Genomic DNA, 16,241 nt, shown 5'->3' with positions numbered 1-16,241 from the left:
ACTGTGTCAAGCGGATGTCGGGATCAACTGTCCGATTTTGGTGCCTGAACTGGCATCGCGGGCGGTTTGGAAGGTGCCCGGGTGCGCCGCACCGGCTGTTCGGCGGCGGTTTTAGGTTTTGCCGCCGCTGGTGCCTCGGATGCCTTGCTTGCTTGACGCGCGACAGGCTTTGGCTTGTCGTCCGGCAGTTTGGTTGTCACTATTTCGGCCGTCTTGCCTGCCTGAGACTTGGGTGCCGCCACTTTGACGGTTTCAGGCTTTGCTGCCGCTTCCGGCTTGACCGCTGGCTTTTTGGGCGTCGGCGCCTTGGCCACAGTAGCGGACGGTTTTGCACTGGCCGGTTTCGGCGTGGCAGCGTTGGCGACCGGCGCTGTTTTAGGTTCCACTTTCTTTGCCACCGGTTTGGGCGTGACAGACGACGCTCTGACAACAGGTGCCTTTGGCGTTACCTGCGCTTTACGTTTTGCCCGGATCTTGGGTTTTACCGCTGGCTTTGCGCGGACTGCTTCCTTAGCAGGTTCCACCACAGAGGACTCAGACGCTGCCGCACGTAGTGCCTGCAAGGGTACTAAAGGCAACTCGATCGCAGAGCGGGTCATGATTTGCATGATCTTCATCTGATTGACCATGGCATAGCCAGCCACACGCACGGCCGCAGCCTGAAGTTCCAATGGTCCGGAAATCGGGTTCATCTACTAATTCTCCTCTGAAAGCGATGCAGGCAGAGACAAAGCAAAGGGGGTTCTCCGGTTCGGGCCCTTTGGGCGGCAGACCGAATTTGCAATCCAAGGCGTTGCACGTCCCGGCATCCTTTAAGGTGTCGCACCACCTGGTGCGATCATGCTGCATCTGCATTGTCTTGCAGACTACCCAAATATTTGTGCTTGTGCAGAATTTTTGCTGCGGTGCGGCAATAAATCGCCAAGACGCACCCTATTTTCGGAAAACTGCCCTTAAATCAGGCAGATCAACCGACGTGGAACAATGTGGTGAACAGCCGGGGATCCAGACTGGCCGCCGCAAAGGTCGGCCCTTCTGTCAGAATGGACACCGCGTCGTGGCTGTGCAGGCTTTCCTGATGGCTGGCAACTACCCGGAAATCACCGATGTGATGGTCCGCAAGCAGTTCGGCACAGAACAACCGAGCGGCGTCCTCGACAAAAATCGGGTTGGCGGCGTTCAGTTCGGCAAACGCCTGCTCATCTTCGCGCTTGACCATGACCTGCGTCTCGGTCGGAACCGCGCGGCGGCACAGGGTGATCAGATCCTCGAACCACAGGCAATCCGCGTCACAATCGACGACAACTGAAATGCGAGCGACAGACCGCTGCGAATGCGGTGTCGCCAGTTGTCCGCGCGTGGACCGGGCGTGCTCGCTCAATTCCAGCGAACATGGGCAGGTCGAGGAATAGACGTAGTCAAGATGCATGATCTTTAGGCGTTCCCCGCCCCGATCAACCAGTTCCAGCGCGATGTCATAATACTGGTAGCCGGACAGGCCCGAACGCAGGCTTTCCACAATAACCGGATATGAAAACCGCATCTGGATGCGCGCATCCAGACTGTCCAAATCGGTCATATAGTCGTTGAGCGCGGCTTCCATCACCTCAAAGCTGAACGTGCTCTCGGCGTATTTGTAGAATGACCGCATGATCCGGGACATGTTGATGCCCTTTTTCTCGGCCTCAAGGCTTACCGAACCTGTCACCGATGTCTCTAGCGTCAGGTCCTGACCCTTCTTGCGATGAAAGCGAATCGGCAGGCGGAAATTCGAGATTCCCACATGCTGAATCCGCTGTTTGGCACCCCGGATCAGGCTGGACGGACCGTTCTGCAGATCGGGCAGAGAGGCTTTGTACGCCTCACAAAACTTGAAATCCTCGGGGTATTCCCGCGAAAGAGACGGATAATTGACCGGCACAAGCCCCGGGATCAGACGTGCAATCGACGGGTCAAGCTGGCTGATTTCCGCTTCGGTCGCGGATGACGCCCATCGCCGCAAGACGTTAAAGGCCGCCTCGGCTTCGTCACGGTCGGGAGTATTGTCCAGGTCACGGGGATATACGTTCATACGCAGGGTTTCCTTGTGTCGACGCAGGAATATAGCAGGTTTCTGTTCATTTCCAGTCCCCTCTAATACGCACCGGATACCAGACCGGATTGAATAAATCTGCGTGAAACCGTCTATATTCAGCGAAACGCGGCGAGGATTTGATGCCTCGTTTTGGACAACTTGCCCCTTGCTCGACCGCAGGGGCCTGTCGCAAACAGGATAGCATTGCGAGTGGCGAAGTCACAGGTTGTCCGTAAAAACTTCCAAGACCACTGATGAACGAGGCCGTTATGCGCGACATACTCGATCTGGAGCGATTCCCGCTGGACCAGCCCGGCAGCAAAGCGTGGCAAAGCCTTGTCGAGACCTGTAGTCAGGAGCTTGCACAGCAAGGGTTGTTCAATCTCGAAGGATTGCTGCGCCCGGAGGTCGCCGAGTTCACAGTGTCAGAAATGATACCACGCTTTGATACCGACGCCTTCCTGCATCAGCGCCGCCACAATATCTATTTCAAGAAGATTGAGGAATTGCCCGAAGATCACCCCGCGCTGCAGGAATTCGATACGTCCAACCGGACGCTTTGCGCCGATCAGATTCAGGGTACCGCCCTGCTAAGGCTGTACGAATGGCCAGAATTCGCGCATTTTCTGGCCGCAACGATGAACAAGTCGGTACTGCACGTGATGGACGACCCTCTGGCCCGGGTGAACGTCATGTCCTATCGCGAGGGTCAGGCCCTGAACTGGCATTTTGACCGGTCAGAGTTCACCACAACGATGCTGTTACAGGCACCGGATCAGGGTGGCGCTTTTGAGTACCGGAAAGACCTGCGCAGTGAAACCGACCCGAACTATGACGGCGTTGCAAAACTGCTGAGCGGCAATGATAAAAACAGTCGGGTTATTTCCCTGAGCCCCGGAACCCTGAACGTGTTCAAGGGCAAGAATACCGCCCATCGGGTGACGCCCGTAGCAGGAAGCAAGCCACGAATAATTGCCGTGTTCTCCTATTACGAAAATCCCGGTGTCACGTTTTCGGATACCGAGCGGATGGGTTTCTACGGACGGGCCTGAGGCACGTGCACCCTGCGGCGACTGCAAGCCACAGGGTGCATCTGTCTACTTTTGCGATACCGCAAGTGCCTGTTGAATGTCCGCCAGAAGATCTGTCGGGTCTTCCAGCCCGATTGAAAGGCGGATCAGGCCCGGCGTGATGCCCAACTCATCCCGCTGCTTCTCACTCAGGCGCTGGTGCGTGGTTGTGGCGGGGTGTGTCGCGATCGACTTCGCATCACCCAGATTGTTCGAGATTACCGGAATGGTCATGGCATTCAGGAATGCAAAGGCTGCTTCTTTTCCGCCTTTGATATCCAACGACAGAACCGTTCCGCCCTTGCCGCCCAATTGATCCTGAACAAGCGCGTTTTGCGCATGGGTTTTCAGCCCCGGATACAACGTGCGAACCAGAGCAGGATGCCCTTCAAGCGCTTCCGCAACTGTCTGCGCCGTCTCGGCCTGCGCGTTTACGCGCAACGACATCGTTTCCAGCCCTTTCAGCATGATCCAGGCGTTGAACGGGCTCAGCGCGCCGCCTGTATGCTTGAGATACGGCTCGACCGTGCCACGGATGAATTCCTTAGTGCCGATGATCACACCACCCAGAGCACGCCCCTGCCCGTCTATGTGTTTGGTGGCTGAATACACAACCACGTCGGCACCCTGCTCGATCGCGCGCGAGAAGACCGGGGTCGAGAACACATTGTCGACGATAACCACTGCACCGACCGCATGAGCAAGCCGGGACACTGCGGCAATATCAATGACCTCAAGCGTGGGGTTCGACATGGATTCGAAGAAAACAGCCTTGGTGTCCGGCCGGATCGCAGCCTCCCACGCGGCCAGATCGGTTCCGTCCACAAACGTCACCTGAACGCCATACCGCGTCAGGATGTTTTCAAGAATATACAGACAGGAGCCAAACAACGCCTTGGCCGAAACAACATGGTCACCGGCCTGCAGCATCGACGTCAGCGCGCCGTTCACGGCCGCCATGCCGGATGCGGTGGCAAACGCATCTTCACCGCCTTCCAAAGCGGCGATGCGCTGTTCAAACATCGCCACAGTTGGGTTGCCATAGCGGGCATAGATGAACTCATCCGGGCCGGATTCGATGAATCGCGCCTCGGCCTGCTCGGCAGTGTCATAGACGAAACCCTGCGTCAGAAAGATCGCTTCGCTGACCTCGTTATACTGGCTGCGGCGAATACCGCCATGAACGGCTTGAGTGCGTTTGTTCCAGGTCTCGCTCATCTTTTTCCTTTCCGCCCCCGACGCGGGAGGCAAACAAAAAACCCCAGACGCGGCCAAGCGAAAGGGGTCTTTCATCCTGACCTTTTAGCGGTGTTGTTTAGCGTGGCCCGCAATCCGGTAACAAATCGCCACGTAGCTCTGTGCTGCCATACGCCTCGGGCCGCTATTCGTCAAGGCTGCGCTTGGTTCTGTCACGCTTTCGTAACCGCCTCTTGCCGAACCGGCAGAATGCCGCATGATCGCCGATACACGGAGGAGCCATGACCAACCCAATCGATCTGTATTTCTGGCCAACGCCGAATGGCTGGAAGGTTTCCATTGCCCTGGAAGAGATGGGCCTGCCCTACACAACCCATCTGATCAATATCGGCAAGGGTGATCAGTTCGACCCCGAATTTCTGAAGATTTCGCCGAACAACCGCATGCCCGCAATTGTCGACCCCGACGGCCCGGGCGGCGCCCCGGTTTCGGTCTTCGAAAGCGGCGCGATCCTGATGTATCTGGCCCGCAAGACGGGCCGGTTCTATGGCGAAACCGAGCGTGATCGCATTGCCGTCGAAGAATGGCTGATGTGGCAAATGGGCGGCGTCGGCCCCATGGCCGGTCAGGCGCACCACTTCCTGAAATACGCCCCGAACATGGACCCGCCGCAGGACCACCCCTATCCGAAGGACCGCTACCGGGCAGAGGTTGGGCGTTTGTATGGCGTGCTGGATCGACGGCTGGCGGAAAACGAGTACGTCGCGGGCGATTTTTATTCCATCGCCGACATGTCAATCTGGGGCTGGGCCAGCCTGTGGGAAGGTCAACAGCAAGTGCTTGAGGACAAGCCCCATTTTGCGCGCTGGCTGGAAGCCGTCAGTGCCCGCCCCGGCGTGCAGGCCGGTCGCGCGCTGCATGCCGATTTGCGCGGCGATCACCGGGACAAGCAATCGCAAGGGGTGCTATTCAAGCGGTGATTGTTTTCGGAAGTCGTTTTGGGTTCTCAATGATCATCGCTGATTTTACCTTGGCCATACCAAAGACCGCTAGCGAAACAGGAATTCAGGCTCCGCCGGCAAAGGCATCAGCTTGTTTTTCCGGAGACCCTTGCGCATTTGCGCAGCATTGCTGCCGTCCGTACGCATCCGGGCGGTCAGGACAAAAGCCGCATGCCCTGTCTCTGTTGTTTGAGCTGGGCCGACTGAACGCTCTGTCTTTTTGAAATCCACGCCAATCGGTTTTTTCGACCGCGCAGAGCGGAAGTTTGGAACCGAATGCTGTTTCCGATCTGTTTCTTCCTCCGACCGTGACAACTCAACGCCCTTCAGCTTCTGCAATTCTGAGAGGTACTTTGTTGCAATCCCAAGATGCCTGCGTTCGAAGGAGTAGGCATTCAGTGCCTCCTCGATCATTCTGGCGGTGTGTACATATCCTTTTGATCGCGTGAACTCTGAAAGTTCGACAAAACGATCGTGGATCTGGCTCTCATCCGGTCGGACATTTTTTTTGAGCGATCCATTTTGTGTTACGTTGGGCATCCGGACTGACTTCGAGAAGACGTTGAGTGGTGCACAGTCAAGCCCAGGCTTTGACAAAGGCCGACGCGCAAAGATGCTTGCAAGTACCCTTCCGGCATCGGAGAGTCGACCAACCGGCGTCAAAGCGGCGGAAAAGCGCCTTATACTCACATATGGATCAAAAAACACTTATCCGTGGGCGCCAAACCGAAAGTCTTGCAACCGGCAAGCGTCCACTTTGTCCGTAAGGCAGACCTACCCCTCCCCCTGCACCAGCACATCCAGCATCCCCGAGATATCCTCGATCTCTTCCGCGATCACATGGGTCACCGAATGCGCCCGCTGCATCCGGCCCGTTACCCGTAACAGCCGCCCCGAGATCACCGCGCGGCGGAATTGTTCGTAGATCTTGCGCCAGACAACCACGTTGACGATGCCGGTCTCATCCTCAAGCGTGACGAATATCACCCCCTTGGCCGTCCCCGGTCTCTGCCGCAGGATCACCAGCCCCGCCACCGTCACGCGTGCACCTTCGGGCGGGGCGTTCAGTTGGCAGGCGGGCAGGCACGCGGGCGGACGCGGCCAATCGCTGTTTTGATCTGTGGGGCGAACAGGGACAACAAGCATGAGAACAAAAATAGAACAAATGACAAGAAAGTCCAGTCGCGGCACGCCGAGTCGCAAATGAGGCTGGAAAGAGCTAAATGCCTTGACTAAGGAAGGTTTCGAACATCGCAAAAGGAAGACGCACGCAATGGCAAAGATCACCTATGTCGAGCATGGCGGTACCGAACACACTGTCGAGGTCGCCAACGGACTGACCGTCATGGAAGGGGCCCGTGACAACAACATTCCCGGCATCGAGGCCGATTGCGGCGGCGCCTGCGCCTGCTCGACCTGCCATGTCTACATTCACCCCGACTGGGTCGAGAAAATCCCGGCCAAGGACGACATGGAAGAAGACATGCTGGACTTTGCCTATGAACCCGATCCGGCCCGCTCGCGACTGACCTGCCAGATCAAGGTCACGGATGCTCTGGACGGTCTGGTCGTGCAGATGCCGGAAAAACAGATCTGATGCCAGCCAGACCGGTCGTCGCCGTCACAATCGCACTCGGTGTATGTCCGGTCACGGCACAATCGCAGCAACCGTGGCAGTATGAACCACTGGGCTCGGCCGAATACTCCGAACCCACGGCGCGATACCCCCATGGTGTTCTGGGTGATCAGATAGAATACGGCGCGCTGGTCCTGCAATACGCACCCGGATCGACGCAGTATACTATACGGCTGCCAGAAGAACGTGTTTTCGAAGACATCCGGCCGCGCCTGGTCGACGTTGACAACGACGGCCGTCGCGAAGCCCTTGTCGTCGAAAGCCATCGCGACAAGGGTGCCCGGCTTGCAATCTACAACGGCGGCGGCCTGATCGCGGCCACGCCCTACATCGGCACCCGTTTCCGCTGGCTCGCACCGGTCGGCGCTGCGGACCTGGACAACGACGGCCATGTCGAAATCGCCTATGTCGATCGCCCTCATCTTGCGAAAACGCTACGGATCTGGCGTTTCGAGAACAACCAACTGACCGAGATCGCAACAATTCCCAATCTGACGAACCATCGCATCGGCGAAGATTTCATCTCTGGCGGCCTGCGCTTCTGCGGGGACACTCCCTCGCTGATACTGGCCGACGGCAACTGGTCTCGTATTGTCAGCGTCACGTATGACAAGGGCTGGCAATCAACAGATCTGGGACCGTTCCGGGGCCGCGACAGCATTTCCCAAGCCCTTAACTGCTGATCCGCCCCTTCATCTGGCCAAAAATATCCTGGGGGTGAGGCCGCAGGCCGAGGGGGCAAAGCCCCCTGATCAAGAACCCGTGACGGGCGCAGCCCGCCACGAGACCTCTGCCAGAGCTTACAGTGCCCGCCAGCCGATATCCCGCCGACAGAAACCCTCCGGCCAGTCTATCGCATCAATCATCGCATAAGCCCTGTCACGCGCGTCCTGCAACGACCCGCCACGTGTCGTGACATTCAGAACCCGCCCGCCCGACGCCGCAATCCGCCCTTCAAAAGACTTGGTTCCGGCATGGAACACCATGTTCTTGCTGTCTTCCGGCAGGTCATCCAACCCCCGGATCACCGAGCCTTTTTCATAGGTCCCCGGATATCCCTCTGCAGCCAGGACAACCGTTATCGCATGATCATCTGCCCAATTCACTTGTGTATCGCGCAAACGCCCCTCGGCGGCTGCGTGCATCAGGTCCATCGCCTGCGCGCCAAGTCGCATCATCAGAACCTGGCATTCCGGATCGCCGAAACGAACATTGTATTCGACCAACCTCGGCTGCCCATCCCGGATCATCAACCCGGCATAAAGCACGCCCTGAAACGGCATCCCGCGACGCTTCATCTCGGCCATGGTCGGGCGCACAATCTCTTCCATCGCAAGCGCTTCGACTTCGGCGTTCAAAACCGGTGCGGGAGAGTATGCGCCCATGCCGCCGGTGTTCAGCCCAGTATCGCCCTCTCCAACCCTTTTGTGGTCCTGCGCAGTGCCAATGGACAGGATATCTTCACCGTCACAAAGCACGAAAAGCGAGGCCTCTTCGCCCTCCATGAACTCTTCAATCACGACCTCGGCTCCGGCACCGCCAAAAGCGCCACCGAACATGTCGTCAATGGCCGCCAGCGCAGTGTCCTCGTCCATTGCCACGATCACGCCCTTGCCCGCAGCCAGACCATCCGCCTTGACGACGATGGGCGCACCCTGGGTCCGGATGTAGTCCTTGGCCGGTCCGGCCTCGGTGAACCGGGAATAAGCCGCTGTCGGGGCACCCGCGGCATCGCAGATTTCCTTGGTAAAGCTCTTTGATGCCTCAAGTTGTGCGGCACCGGCCGACGGTCCAAAAACCAGGACGCCCGCTTCCCGCAACCGGTCGGCAACACCTGCCGCCAAAGGGGCTTCAGGCCCAACGATCACGAAATCTATCGCGTTTTCTTCGGCAAAGCTGACAACCGCGCCACCGTTTTCGATATCCAGTGCCGCGCAATCGGCGATCTGCTCGATCCCGGCATTTCCGGGTGCCACGATCAGACGGTCGCATTTGGGGTTCTGCAGCACCGCCCAGGCCAGACTGTGCTCGCGCCCGCCGCTGCCGAGAATAAGGATGTTCATGAATGCTCTCCGATCTGCTTGGCCTTGCCTGCGCGGCGTTCTAAGCTGGGTGAGCATTTGAAACAAGGCGCTGAAATGTCCGACCTGCTAGACGACCCAATTCCCGGCCAGAATACCCCTGAATACACCGTTTCGGACATCTCGGGCGAAGTGAAACGGACCCTCGAAGGTGCGTTTGGCCGAATCCGTGTGCGCGGCGAGGTCGGTCGCGTCTTCAAAGCACGTTCGGGGCATTTGTACTATGACATAAAGGATGACCGGAACGTCCTGGCTTGCACAACCTGGAAAGGTCAGGTTTCCGGCCTCTCCGTTGTGCCCGAAGAAGGTCTTGAAGTTGTCGTCACCGGACGGCTGACCGCCTTTGGCGCGCAATCAAAATACAATCTGAACGTCGACGAAGTTGCGGTTGCCGGACAAGGCGCGCTGATGGCGTTGCTGGAAAAACGCAAGAAACAGCTTGAGTCGGAAGGCCTGTTTGCGCCCGAACGCAAGACTCACCTGCCTTACCTGCCCCAGATCATCGGCGTTGTGACCTCTCCTTCCGGCGCGGTGATCCGCGACATCCTGCACCGGCTGCGCGACCGGTTCCCGCGAAAGGTACTGATCTGGCCGGTTGCAGTTCAGGGCGCCAACTGCGCGCCCGAGGTCGCGCGGGCAATCGAAGGGTTCAATCGGCTGACGCCCGGCGGCGCTTTGCCACGCCCTGATCTGATCATTGTTGCGCGCGGTGGCGGCTCGATCGAAGACCTTTGGGGATTTAACGAAGAAGTCGTCGCGCGGGCTGCCGCCGCATCCGCGATTCCACTGATTTCAGCCGTGGGGCATGAAACGGACACGACCCTGATCGACTTCGTCTCGGATCGTCGGGCCCCTACGCCCACCGCCGCCGCCGAATTGGCGGTACCTGTGCGGCTGGAATTGCTGGCCTGGACCGGCGAACAAGGCGCGCGTTTGTCGCGGGCGGCAACGGATGCCGTGCAACGCCGTTCGCAGCGCTTAAGGGATTTGTCACGCGCGCTGCCAAGGGCTGACAGCCTGCTCGACACACCAAGGCAACGCCTGGATCAGGTCTCGGACCGCCTGCCCAACGCCCTGATCCGCGGTGTTCAGAACCGGCGCGTCAAATTGCTGGACACATCCGCACATTTGCGCCCGTCAACCCTGCGCGGGATTGTCGAAACCCGCCGCGACCGATGGCGCAACCTGACGTCCCGCCTGTCTCTGCGCCCGATCAGGCAAGAGTTAAAAAACCGCGCCGAAAACCTGAACCGACTGTCAGAGCGTCTGAATACAGCGCACAAATCCCGGCTGGACAGGCTGCGTCAACAATTGGACGCGACCGACCGGCTGCGCGAAACGCTCAGTTACAAAGCGACGCTGGAACGTGGGTACGCCGTGGTTCGCGCAGAAGGTGCGGTTGTCACCACCAAGTCGCAGGCAGCCGGGCACCCTGTTCTTGAGATCGAATTTTCTGATGGTCGTCTGACAACCGGCGGATCGGCCAAACCAGCGGCCAAAAAAACCAAACCCGACGCCCCGGATCAGGGATCGCTTTTCTGACTCATGCTGACAATCTGGGGTCGCAAAACATCATCCAACGTCCAGGCGCTGATGTGGTGTGTCGGCGAACTGGGCCTGCCGTTTCGCCGCCATGACGTCGGACATGAATTTGGCGGGCTGGATAGCGATACCTTCACGGCCCTCAACCCAAACCGGACAATTCCGGTGGTTCAGGACAACGACGGCACACCAATTTGGGAAACGGGCGCGATCCTTCGATACCTCGCTGCACGCTATGCTTACGACAGTTTCTGGCCCGACGACCCGGTGCGACGTGCAACGGTCGATAAATGGGCGGAATGGGCCAAGCTGAACGTCGCCATGAATTTTACCGTGCCGGTCTTCTGGAGAGTCGTTAGAACGGCACCCTCCGACCGGGATGAAACTGCGATCACCGCTGCCCTGCATGTGCTGGAAGACAAGCTGGCCATTGCCGACCAACAATTGTCGCATTGCGCTTATATCGCAGGGACCAGTTTCACGCTGGCCGACATCCAGTTGGGCCACGTTTTGTATAGGTATTTTGACATCGGCATCCCGCGCGCACCATTCAGGCACCTACGGCGATACTATGAAACCCTGTCGGCCAGACCGGCCTATCGCGATCACGTCATGATAAACTACGAAAGCCTGCGTGCGCATTAATCAAAGTCTCAAACTCCGATTTCCGGGCCATAGCACACCATTTCTTCGCCACGGTCATCAGCCTCGTACAGTTCAGTCTCCAGCGGGTCACCTTCGAACTGCGCAATCAGCCTTCCACCCGATCTGGTGAACAACCAGCATTGAGGATCCGGTCGGTCTTCATAGACGAAACATATCTGTTGATTTTGCTCGTACCAGACACCTTCCTTGCAATCGCCATCCAGAAAAGACCAGATGACCCTGCGCCCGGGCAGATAGCGTTCCACCCCATATACCTGCCCCTGGAAGCCATAAAACAGGGTCTTGCCGCGTGTGTATTCGTCGAACTCAGCAGCCGATAGCGCAGTCTGCGCGGTTGCGGCCTGCGCGGACGCAATCAGAAGAATCACCAAATGCCTCAACATGGTTTCATATTGTCAGATGCCGCAATCCGACGCCAACCAGCATTCTGCGACCGGTTTCCTTGACGTTACCGGTTGAGTTGCCCGGCACATCAGGCTGACACTGCATCAGATCCAACAGCCGACACTGGCAGGAGAGTAAGGGATGACAACAACGCTGTTCTGGATCGCCGCATTGTTTGCAGTCGCCTACCTTCCGATGTCTCCAAAACCGGCCAGCCTAGTGCGAACGGCATTCAAGACCGGATCGGTTGCCATCCTGGCGCTGATCGCAGCGGTTGCCGGCGCCCCTTCCCTGCTGATCCTGGCCCTGGTGTTGTGTGCCGTCGGGGATGCTTTGCTGTCGCAAGAGACCGAGGCGACTTTCATCGCCGGGGTCGGTGCTTTTGCCGCCGGGCATCTGGCTTATATTGCCCTGTTTCTGACCCACGCCAGCAGCGATCCGGCGCTGATCCTGGACCGGCCGGGATTGGTCTGGTCGCTGGTTCTGCTGGGCATTGTCGCGGCGACACTTCTGGCACCACGAGCTGGTGATCTGAAAATCCCGGTGCTTTGCTATATCCCGATCATTCTGGGCATGGGGATCACGGTTCTGAGCCTGCCCGAGACCGGAGCATTACGCTGGGCCCTTCCCGGAGCGCTGGCCTTCATCGCATCCGACCTGATCCTGGCCACAGAAAAGTTCCTGCTTCCGCCCCGGCATCCCGCAATGGCCCTGACCCCATATCTGGTCTGGCCGCTTTACTGGGGCGCACAAGCTGCATTGCTGCTTGCGTTTCTCTGACCCTTTGCAACTGCCGCAAATCCGCATTAGGTGAAGGGAACACCTGCGGAGACCAAAGATGGCGTTTTTCTCAAAGCTCAAGGATCGGCTGTTCAAATCCTCGTCCCGGCTGGAACAGGGGCTCGATGCGATTGTCGAAGATGGCGGCGAAGAAACGACCGCCCCCGATCCGGTCATCCCCGAGCCAGAACCGGAGCCTCAGCCCGTCCCCGAGGTTCCCGAACCGACCCCCGAACCAGTCCCCGCCCCTGAACCAGTCCCCGCCCCTGAACCGGCCCCCGCCCCGCAACCGGTCGAAACGCCTTCTCCCGCGGACCCTACGCCAGCTCCGCCGCCGCCCGAAGCAACCCCGGCGCAGCGCAAGGGCGTTCTGGGACGGCTGTTCAATCGGGGCGACACTCAGGTCGTGGTACGGCGCACGCTTGACGATGACATGCTCGAACAGCTTGAAGAGTTGCTGATCGCCTCGGACATGGGCGTGGATACCGCCCTGCGCGTAACGGCCAACATGGCCGAAGGTCGTTTTGGCCGCAAATTGTCGACCCAGGAAATCAAGCAACTTCTGGCGCAGGAAGTCACCCGAGTGATGGAACCTGTTGCAAAGCCGTTGCCCATCTACCCCAAACGCCCACAGGTGGTTCTGGTTGTTGGCGTCAACGGATCCGGCAAAACCACAACTATCGGCAAGCTGGCAAGCCAGTTCAAATCCGCGGGTAAGAAAGTGGTCATCGCGGCGGGCGACACCTTCCGCGCCGCCGCGGTCGAACAGCTTCAGGTCTGGGGCGACCGCGCTGGCGTCCCCGTCCTGACCGCGCCCGAAGGCTCCGACCCGGCTTCGCTGGCTTTCGACGCCCTGACCCGTGCGCAGAATGAAGGGGCGGACCTTCTGATGATCGATACAGCAGGCCGCCTGCAAAACCGTGCCGACCTGATGGAGGAACTGGCCAAGATCGTCCGCGTCATCCGCAAGGTCGATGAAACCGCCCCGCACAACACCCTTCTGGTCCTCGACGCCACCACCGGCCAGAACGCGCTGAGCCAGGTTGAAACCTTCCGCAAACTGGCCGATGTCTCCGGCCTTGTGATGACCAAGCTGGACGGCACTGCCAAGGGTGGTGTTCTTGTGGCGCTCGCTGACAAGTTCGGTCTGCCCATCCACGCCATTGGTGTCGGCGAACAGATCGACGACCTGGCCCCATTCGACCCGGAAGAATTCGCCGCCGCCCTCACTGGCCTCGACAAGGGCTGATCCGCCCCTTCATCTGGCTGAAAATATCCTCGGGGGGTGTGGGGGGCAGACAGCCCCCCACCCTTTCCACCCAGCAAAAGGCCGATAGTTGAGCGACTGGCTGATTTCCCTCGAAGGCACCGAAGCGGGCCACCAACTTGCGCTGGGACTGGCGCTTATGGCGGCTTTCCTGCACGCGGTCTTCGGAGCGTTGCAGAAAGGGCGTCACGACCCCTGGCTGTCACGCGGCGCGATTGACATCTGCTACTGCCTGATGGCCGCGCCCTTTGCCTTTTTCGTCGTGCCCTGGCCCGAACCTTATATGTGGCCCATCTTCGCAGTCGTCTGGCTGATCCACATAGCCTACAAGACCTTGCAGGCCCTGGCCTACACCAAAGGCTCCTACACCGTGGTCTACCCGGTGGTGCGCGGCACCGGCCCCCTGTTCACCGTTATTGGTGCCTACCTGCTGTTCGGCGAGACATTTTCGACCACGCAGTGGTTCGGCGTCGCGGTGTTACTGGCCGGTATCTTCGGATTGGCCGGATACAACCTGCGCTATCTCGAGACGAACCGCGAAACGCTGGGTATCGCCTTGTTTCTGGCCGTCGTAACCGGGCTGTTCGTAGCGCTTTATACAACCTATGACGCCTATGGCATTCGTGCGACCGCCGATCCGTTCACATTCCTGGCCTGGTTTTTCATGATCGACGGGGCGGCAATGCCGATTTATGCCTTCCTCAGATGGCGGGCCATGATCCATCGCCCTGCGATTGGCCCACTGATGCTGCGCGGGCTCGCGGGCGGTATCATCGCCCCATTGTCCTTCGGGGCCATCATGCTCGCCACACGGCTGGACAAAGTGGGCGAGGCCGCGGTGCTTCGCGAAACCTCGACCGTGTTCGCGGCCCTGATCGGATGGCTGGTGCTGAAAGAGACCGTCGGCCCCCGGCGTATTGCCCTGATGGCCTTGATTGCATTGGGTGCAGTAATAGTTGAAATGGGCGGGTAAGCAGCAGGACAGAATCATGACAGGTAACAAAGAAATCAACCCGTTTCTGAAACAGGTGCTGGAACTGGGCCCGCCTCTGGCCTTCTTCTTCATCTATCTGCGCCTGCGTGACGACAGTTTCCTGATCGGCGGCATCGAATATTCCGGCTTCATCATAGCGACGATCATCTTTGTACCGCTGATGCTGGGTGCCATGGGCATATTGTGGTTTCTGACCGGAAAACTCAGCCGGATGCAGATCTTCACGGCCTTCATGGTGATCTTTTTCGGCGGTCTGACGGCCTGGTTCAATGATGAGCGGTTTTTCAAGATGAAAACCACGCTGGTCTACGGCTTCTTCTCGGTCATCCTGGGCATCGGTCTTTTGCAGGGGAAATCCTATCTCGCCTATGTGCTGGACGAGATGTTGCCCATGCGCCATCAGGGCTGGATGATTTTGACACGTCGCCTCTGTGGCTGCTTCGCCGTTTTGGCAGTCGCCAACGAAGTTGTCTGGCGGACCTTGTCGACCGATCTATGGGTCAAAATCGAAACCTTTGGGTTTCCGATTGCCCTGATGGTTTTTCTGATGCTGCAATTCAACCTGCTGCAAAGCTATATGGACGACCCGGATCATCAATAGGTTCCGACTGCGGACATCACAAAACCGTGAACACGCCCGCATTGGCGCCAAGTATTCTGTCTGAAATCCGGCAATTACCCACAAACAGCTTGGCTAAGCGCCAAAGCTGTGAAGAATGGGGTAACCACTCACCACCCCCATCCGGAGCCCCGTACACTCATGACGGCCTTCCCAAACAGCGGCTTTCTTGCCGAAGCATCTGACCGCCTGAAAGCCATGCTTACCGCGCAGGCTACCGAAATTTCACTGAACGACGGGGAAACCCTTTTCGAACAGGGTGACGAGGGCAACGCGCTCTATGCCATTCTGGAAGGAACGCTCGAAGTGTCCTTTCTGGCGATGAGCGGCCGAAAGCTTACACTGACGCTGATGCGTCCGGGTGAGATCTTCGGCGAAATCGCCCTGTTTGATAACGGCCCGCGTACAGCCACCATTTCCGCTGCCGAACCCTCGCGTGTCCTGCGCGTGCTGCGCAACGATGTGCTGCGTCAAATACGACAGCACCCCGATCTGGCCGAGGACATGATCCGTCTGGCAGGTCTGCGCATGCGCTGGATGGGCTCGCAGCTGAACGAGCAGGTCTTTCTGCCAATGCCGATCCGGCTGGCCCGCAAACTGCTTCACCTTTCGGAGCTTCAGGACAATCCGGCAGACAGGATAACCCTGTCGCAAAGCGAACTTGCCGAATTCGTGGGCGCCACGCGCGAAGCGGTGTCCAAGACCATATCCACCTGGAAACGTGACAATATTGTTCAGGCGTCGCGGGGGGGGTTGCTGATCCAGGACTTCGATGCATTGCAGGAACTGGCCGAGTCCGACCTGATCTGACGCCTGTGACCTGTTTCACATACAAGCGGCGACGTTAACACTAAATTAATAACTGTTACCGTAGGAGGTCAGAGAATCATCCCCGATATCTGTCCACTGACCTCTCCCTGTACCAGAGCC

At 58.5% G+C, this 16,241-nt stretch carries 18 protein-coding genes and 1 riboswitch; of the genes, 11 read left to right on the top strand and 7 right to left on the bottom strand.

Translation table 11 applies throughout. The features are described from left to right. Positions 1–23 precede the first annotated feature (23 nt). Positions 24–692 carry a hypothetical protein gene (locus ACR0MI_RS16850; protein ID WP_170616473.1) on the bottom strand — a complete coding sequence of 223 codons (669 nt, stop codon included), beginning with the start codon at positions 690–692 and terminating at the stop codon, positions 24–26. A gap of 275 nt (positions 693–967) precedes the next feature. After that, positions 968–2,071, bottom strand: coding sequence for a GTP cyclohydrolase FolE2 (gene folE2 / locus ACR0MI_RS16845; protein WP_170616475.1), 1,104 nt, complete (start codon positions 2,069–2,071; stop codon positions 968–970). Between the two features lie 257 nt (positions 2,072–2,328). Here folE2 and ACR0MI_RS16840 point away from each other — a divergent pair, with 257 nt between their 5' ends. Beyond that, on the top strand, positions 2,329–3,126 hold the full coding sequence (locus ACR0MI_RS16840; RefSeq protein ID WP_480441941.1) for a HalD/BesD family halogenase: 798 nt from the start codon (positions 2,329–2,331) through the stop codon (positions 3,124–3,126). 45 nt (positions 3,127–3,171) lie between these two features. Here the strand turns inward: ACR0MI_RS16840 and metZ are convergent, their stop codons facing one another. After that, positions 3,172–4,362 carry an O-succinylhomoserine sulfhydrylase gene (gene metZ, locus ACR0MI_RS16835; RefSeq protein WP_170616478.1) on the bottom strand — a complete coding sequence of 397 codons (1,191 nt, stop codon included), beginning with the start codon at positions 4,360–4,362 and terminating at the stop codon, positions 3,172–3,174. Between the two features lie 64 nt (positions 4,363–4,426). Then, positions 4,427–4,504, bottom strand: a riboswitch (SAM riboswitch). A 118-nt stretch (positions 4,505–4,622) separates the two neighbouring features. On the opposite strand from metZ, the gene ACR0MI_RS16830 reads away from it, so the two are divergent. After that, positions 4,623–5,321 (top strand): glutathione S-transferase N-terminal domain-containing protein, encoded by a 699-nt coding sequence (locus ACR0MI_RS16830; RefSeq protein WP_170616480.1) that lies wholly within the window; start codon positions 4,623–4,625, stop codon positions 5,319–5,321. Between the two features lie 69 nt (positions 5,322–5,390). On the opposite strand, the gene ACR0MI_RS16825 is transcribed toward ACR0MI_RS16830, so the two are convergent. Beyond that, positions 5,391–5,882 carry a hypothetical protein gene (locus ACR0MI_RS16825; RefSeq protein WP_170616482.1) on the bottom strand — a complete coding sequence of 164 codons (492 nt, stop codon included), beginning with the start codon at positions 5,880–5,882 and terminating at the stop codon, positions 5,391–5,393. A 234-nt stretch (positions 5,883–6,116) separates the two neighbouring features. Then, entirely contained in the window at positions 6,117–6,488 is a 372-nt protein-coding gene (locus tag ACR0MI_RS16820; RefSeq protein ID WP_170616484.1) for an OB-fold nucleic acid binding domain-containing protein, read from the bottom strand. Positions 6,489–6,615: 127 nt separating this feature from the next. On the opposite strand from ACR0MI_RS16820, the gene ACR0MI_RS16815 reads away from it, so the two are divergent. Both ACR0MI_RS16815 and ACR0MI_RS16810 read left to right on the top strand, forming a co-directional pair. Then, positions 6,616–6,939 (top strand): 2Fe-2S iron-sulfur cluster-binding protein, encoded by a 324-nt coding sequence (locus ACR0MI_RS16815; RefSeq protein ID WP_039534845.1) that lies wholly within the window; start codon positions 6,616–6,618, stop codon positions 6,937–6,939. Continuing rightward, a complete protein-coding gene (locus ACR0MI_RS16810) occupies positions 6,939–7,661 on the top strand; it encodes an FG-GAP repeat domain-containing protein (protein WP_170616486.1) in 723 nt (240 codons plus the stop codon). Before ACR0MI_RS16815 ends, ACR0MI_RS16810 begins: the two co-directional genes overlap by 1 nt. A gap of 117 nt (positions 7,662–7,778) precedes the next feature. On the opposite strand, the gene purD is transcribed toward ACR0MI_RS16810, so the two are convergent. Then, the gene (purD, locus tag ACR0MI_RS16805; RefSeq protein ID WP_170817280.1) at positions 7,779–9,041 is read right to left on the bottom strand and encodes a phosphoribosylamine--glycine ligase; all 1,263 of its coding nucleotides are present in this window, start codon (positions 9,039–9,041) and stop codon (positions 7,779–7,781) included. 75 nt (positions 9,042–9,116) lie between these two features. Here purD and xseA point away from each other — a divergent pair, with 75 nt between their 5' ends. Then, complete coding sequence (gene xseA / locus ACR0MI_RS16800) at positions 9,117–10,601, top strand: exodeoxyribonuclease VII large subunit (RefSeq protein ID WP_170616490.1); 1,485 nt, start codon at positions 9,117–9,119, stop codon at positions 10,599–10,601. Between the two features lie 3 nt (positions 10,602–10,604). Then, positions 10,605–11,246 carry a glutathione S-transferase family protein gene (locus tag ACR0MI_RS16795; RefSeq protein ID WP_170616492.1) on the top strand — a complete coding sequence of 214 codons (642 nt, stop codon included), beginning with the start codon at positions 10,605–10,607 and terminating at the stop codon, positions 11,244–11,246. Between the two features lie 8 nt (positions 11,247–11,254). Here ACR0MI_RS16795 and ACR0MI_RS16790 read toward each other — a convergent pair whose 3' ends face one another. Then, on the bottom strand, positions 11,255–11,650 hold the full coding sequence (locus tag ACR0MI_RS16790; protein ID WP_170616494.1) for a hypothetical protein: 396 nt from the start codon (positions 11,648–11,650) through the stop codon (positions 11,255–11,257). A 142-nt stretch (positions 11,651–11,792) separates the two neighbouring features. Here ACR0MI_RS16790 and ACR0MI_RS16785 point away from each other — a divergent pair, with 142 nt between their 5' ends. The 5 genes from ACR0MI_RS16785 (at position 11,793) to ACR0MI_RS16765 (ending at position 16,121) form a co-directional block, all read left to right on the top strand. Next, complete coding sequence (locus ACR0MI_RS16785; RefSeq protein WP_170616496.1) at positions 11,793–12,431, top strand: lysoplasmalogenase; 639 nt, start codon at positions 11,793–11,795, stop codon at positions 12,429–12,431. A gap of 58 nt (positions 12,432–12,489) precedes the next feature. Continuing rightward, positions 12,490–13,680, top strand: coding sequence for a signal recognition particle-docking protein FtsY (gene ftsY, locus ACR0MI_RS16780; RefSeq protein WP_170817282.1), 1,191 nt, complete (start codon positions 12,490–12,492; stop codon positions 13,678–13,680). An 88-nt stretch (positions 13,681–13,768) separates the two neighbouring features. After that, a complete protein-coding gene (locus tag ACR0MI_RS16775) occupies positions 13,769–14,671 on the top strand; it encodes a DMT family transporter (RefSeq protein ID WP_170616500.1) in 903 nt (300 codons plus the stop codon). A 16-nt stretch (positions 14,672–14,687) separates the two neighbouring features. Beyond that, positions 14,688–15,293 carry an inner membrane-spanning protein YciB gene (locus ACR0MI_RS16770; protein ID WP_170616502.1) on the top strand — a complete coding sequence of 202 codons (606 nt, stop codon included), beginning with the start codon at positions 14,688–14,690 and terminating at the stop codon, positions 15,291–15,293. A gap of 159 nt (positions 15,294–15,452) precedes the next feature. Further along, positions 15,453–16,121 carry a Crp/Fnr family transcriptional regulator gene (locus ACR0MI_RS16765; RefSeq protein WP_170806107.1) on the top strand — a complete coding sequence of 223 codons (669 nt, stop codon included), beginning with the start codon at positions 15,453–15,455 and terminating at the stop codon, positions 16,119–16,121. The last annotated feature ends 120 nt before the right edge of the window (positions 16,122–16,241 follow it).

The organism is Ruegeria sp. D4 (assembly GCF_056534475.1).
The sequence above is the reverse complement of the archived record's forward strand: the minus strand, read 5'-3'. Positions and strand labels throughout refer to the sequence as shown.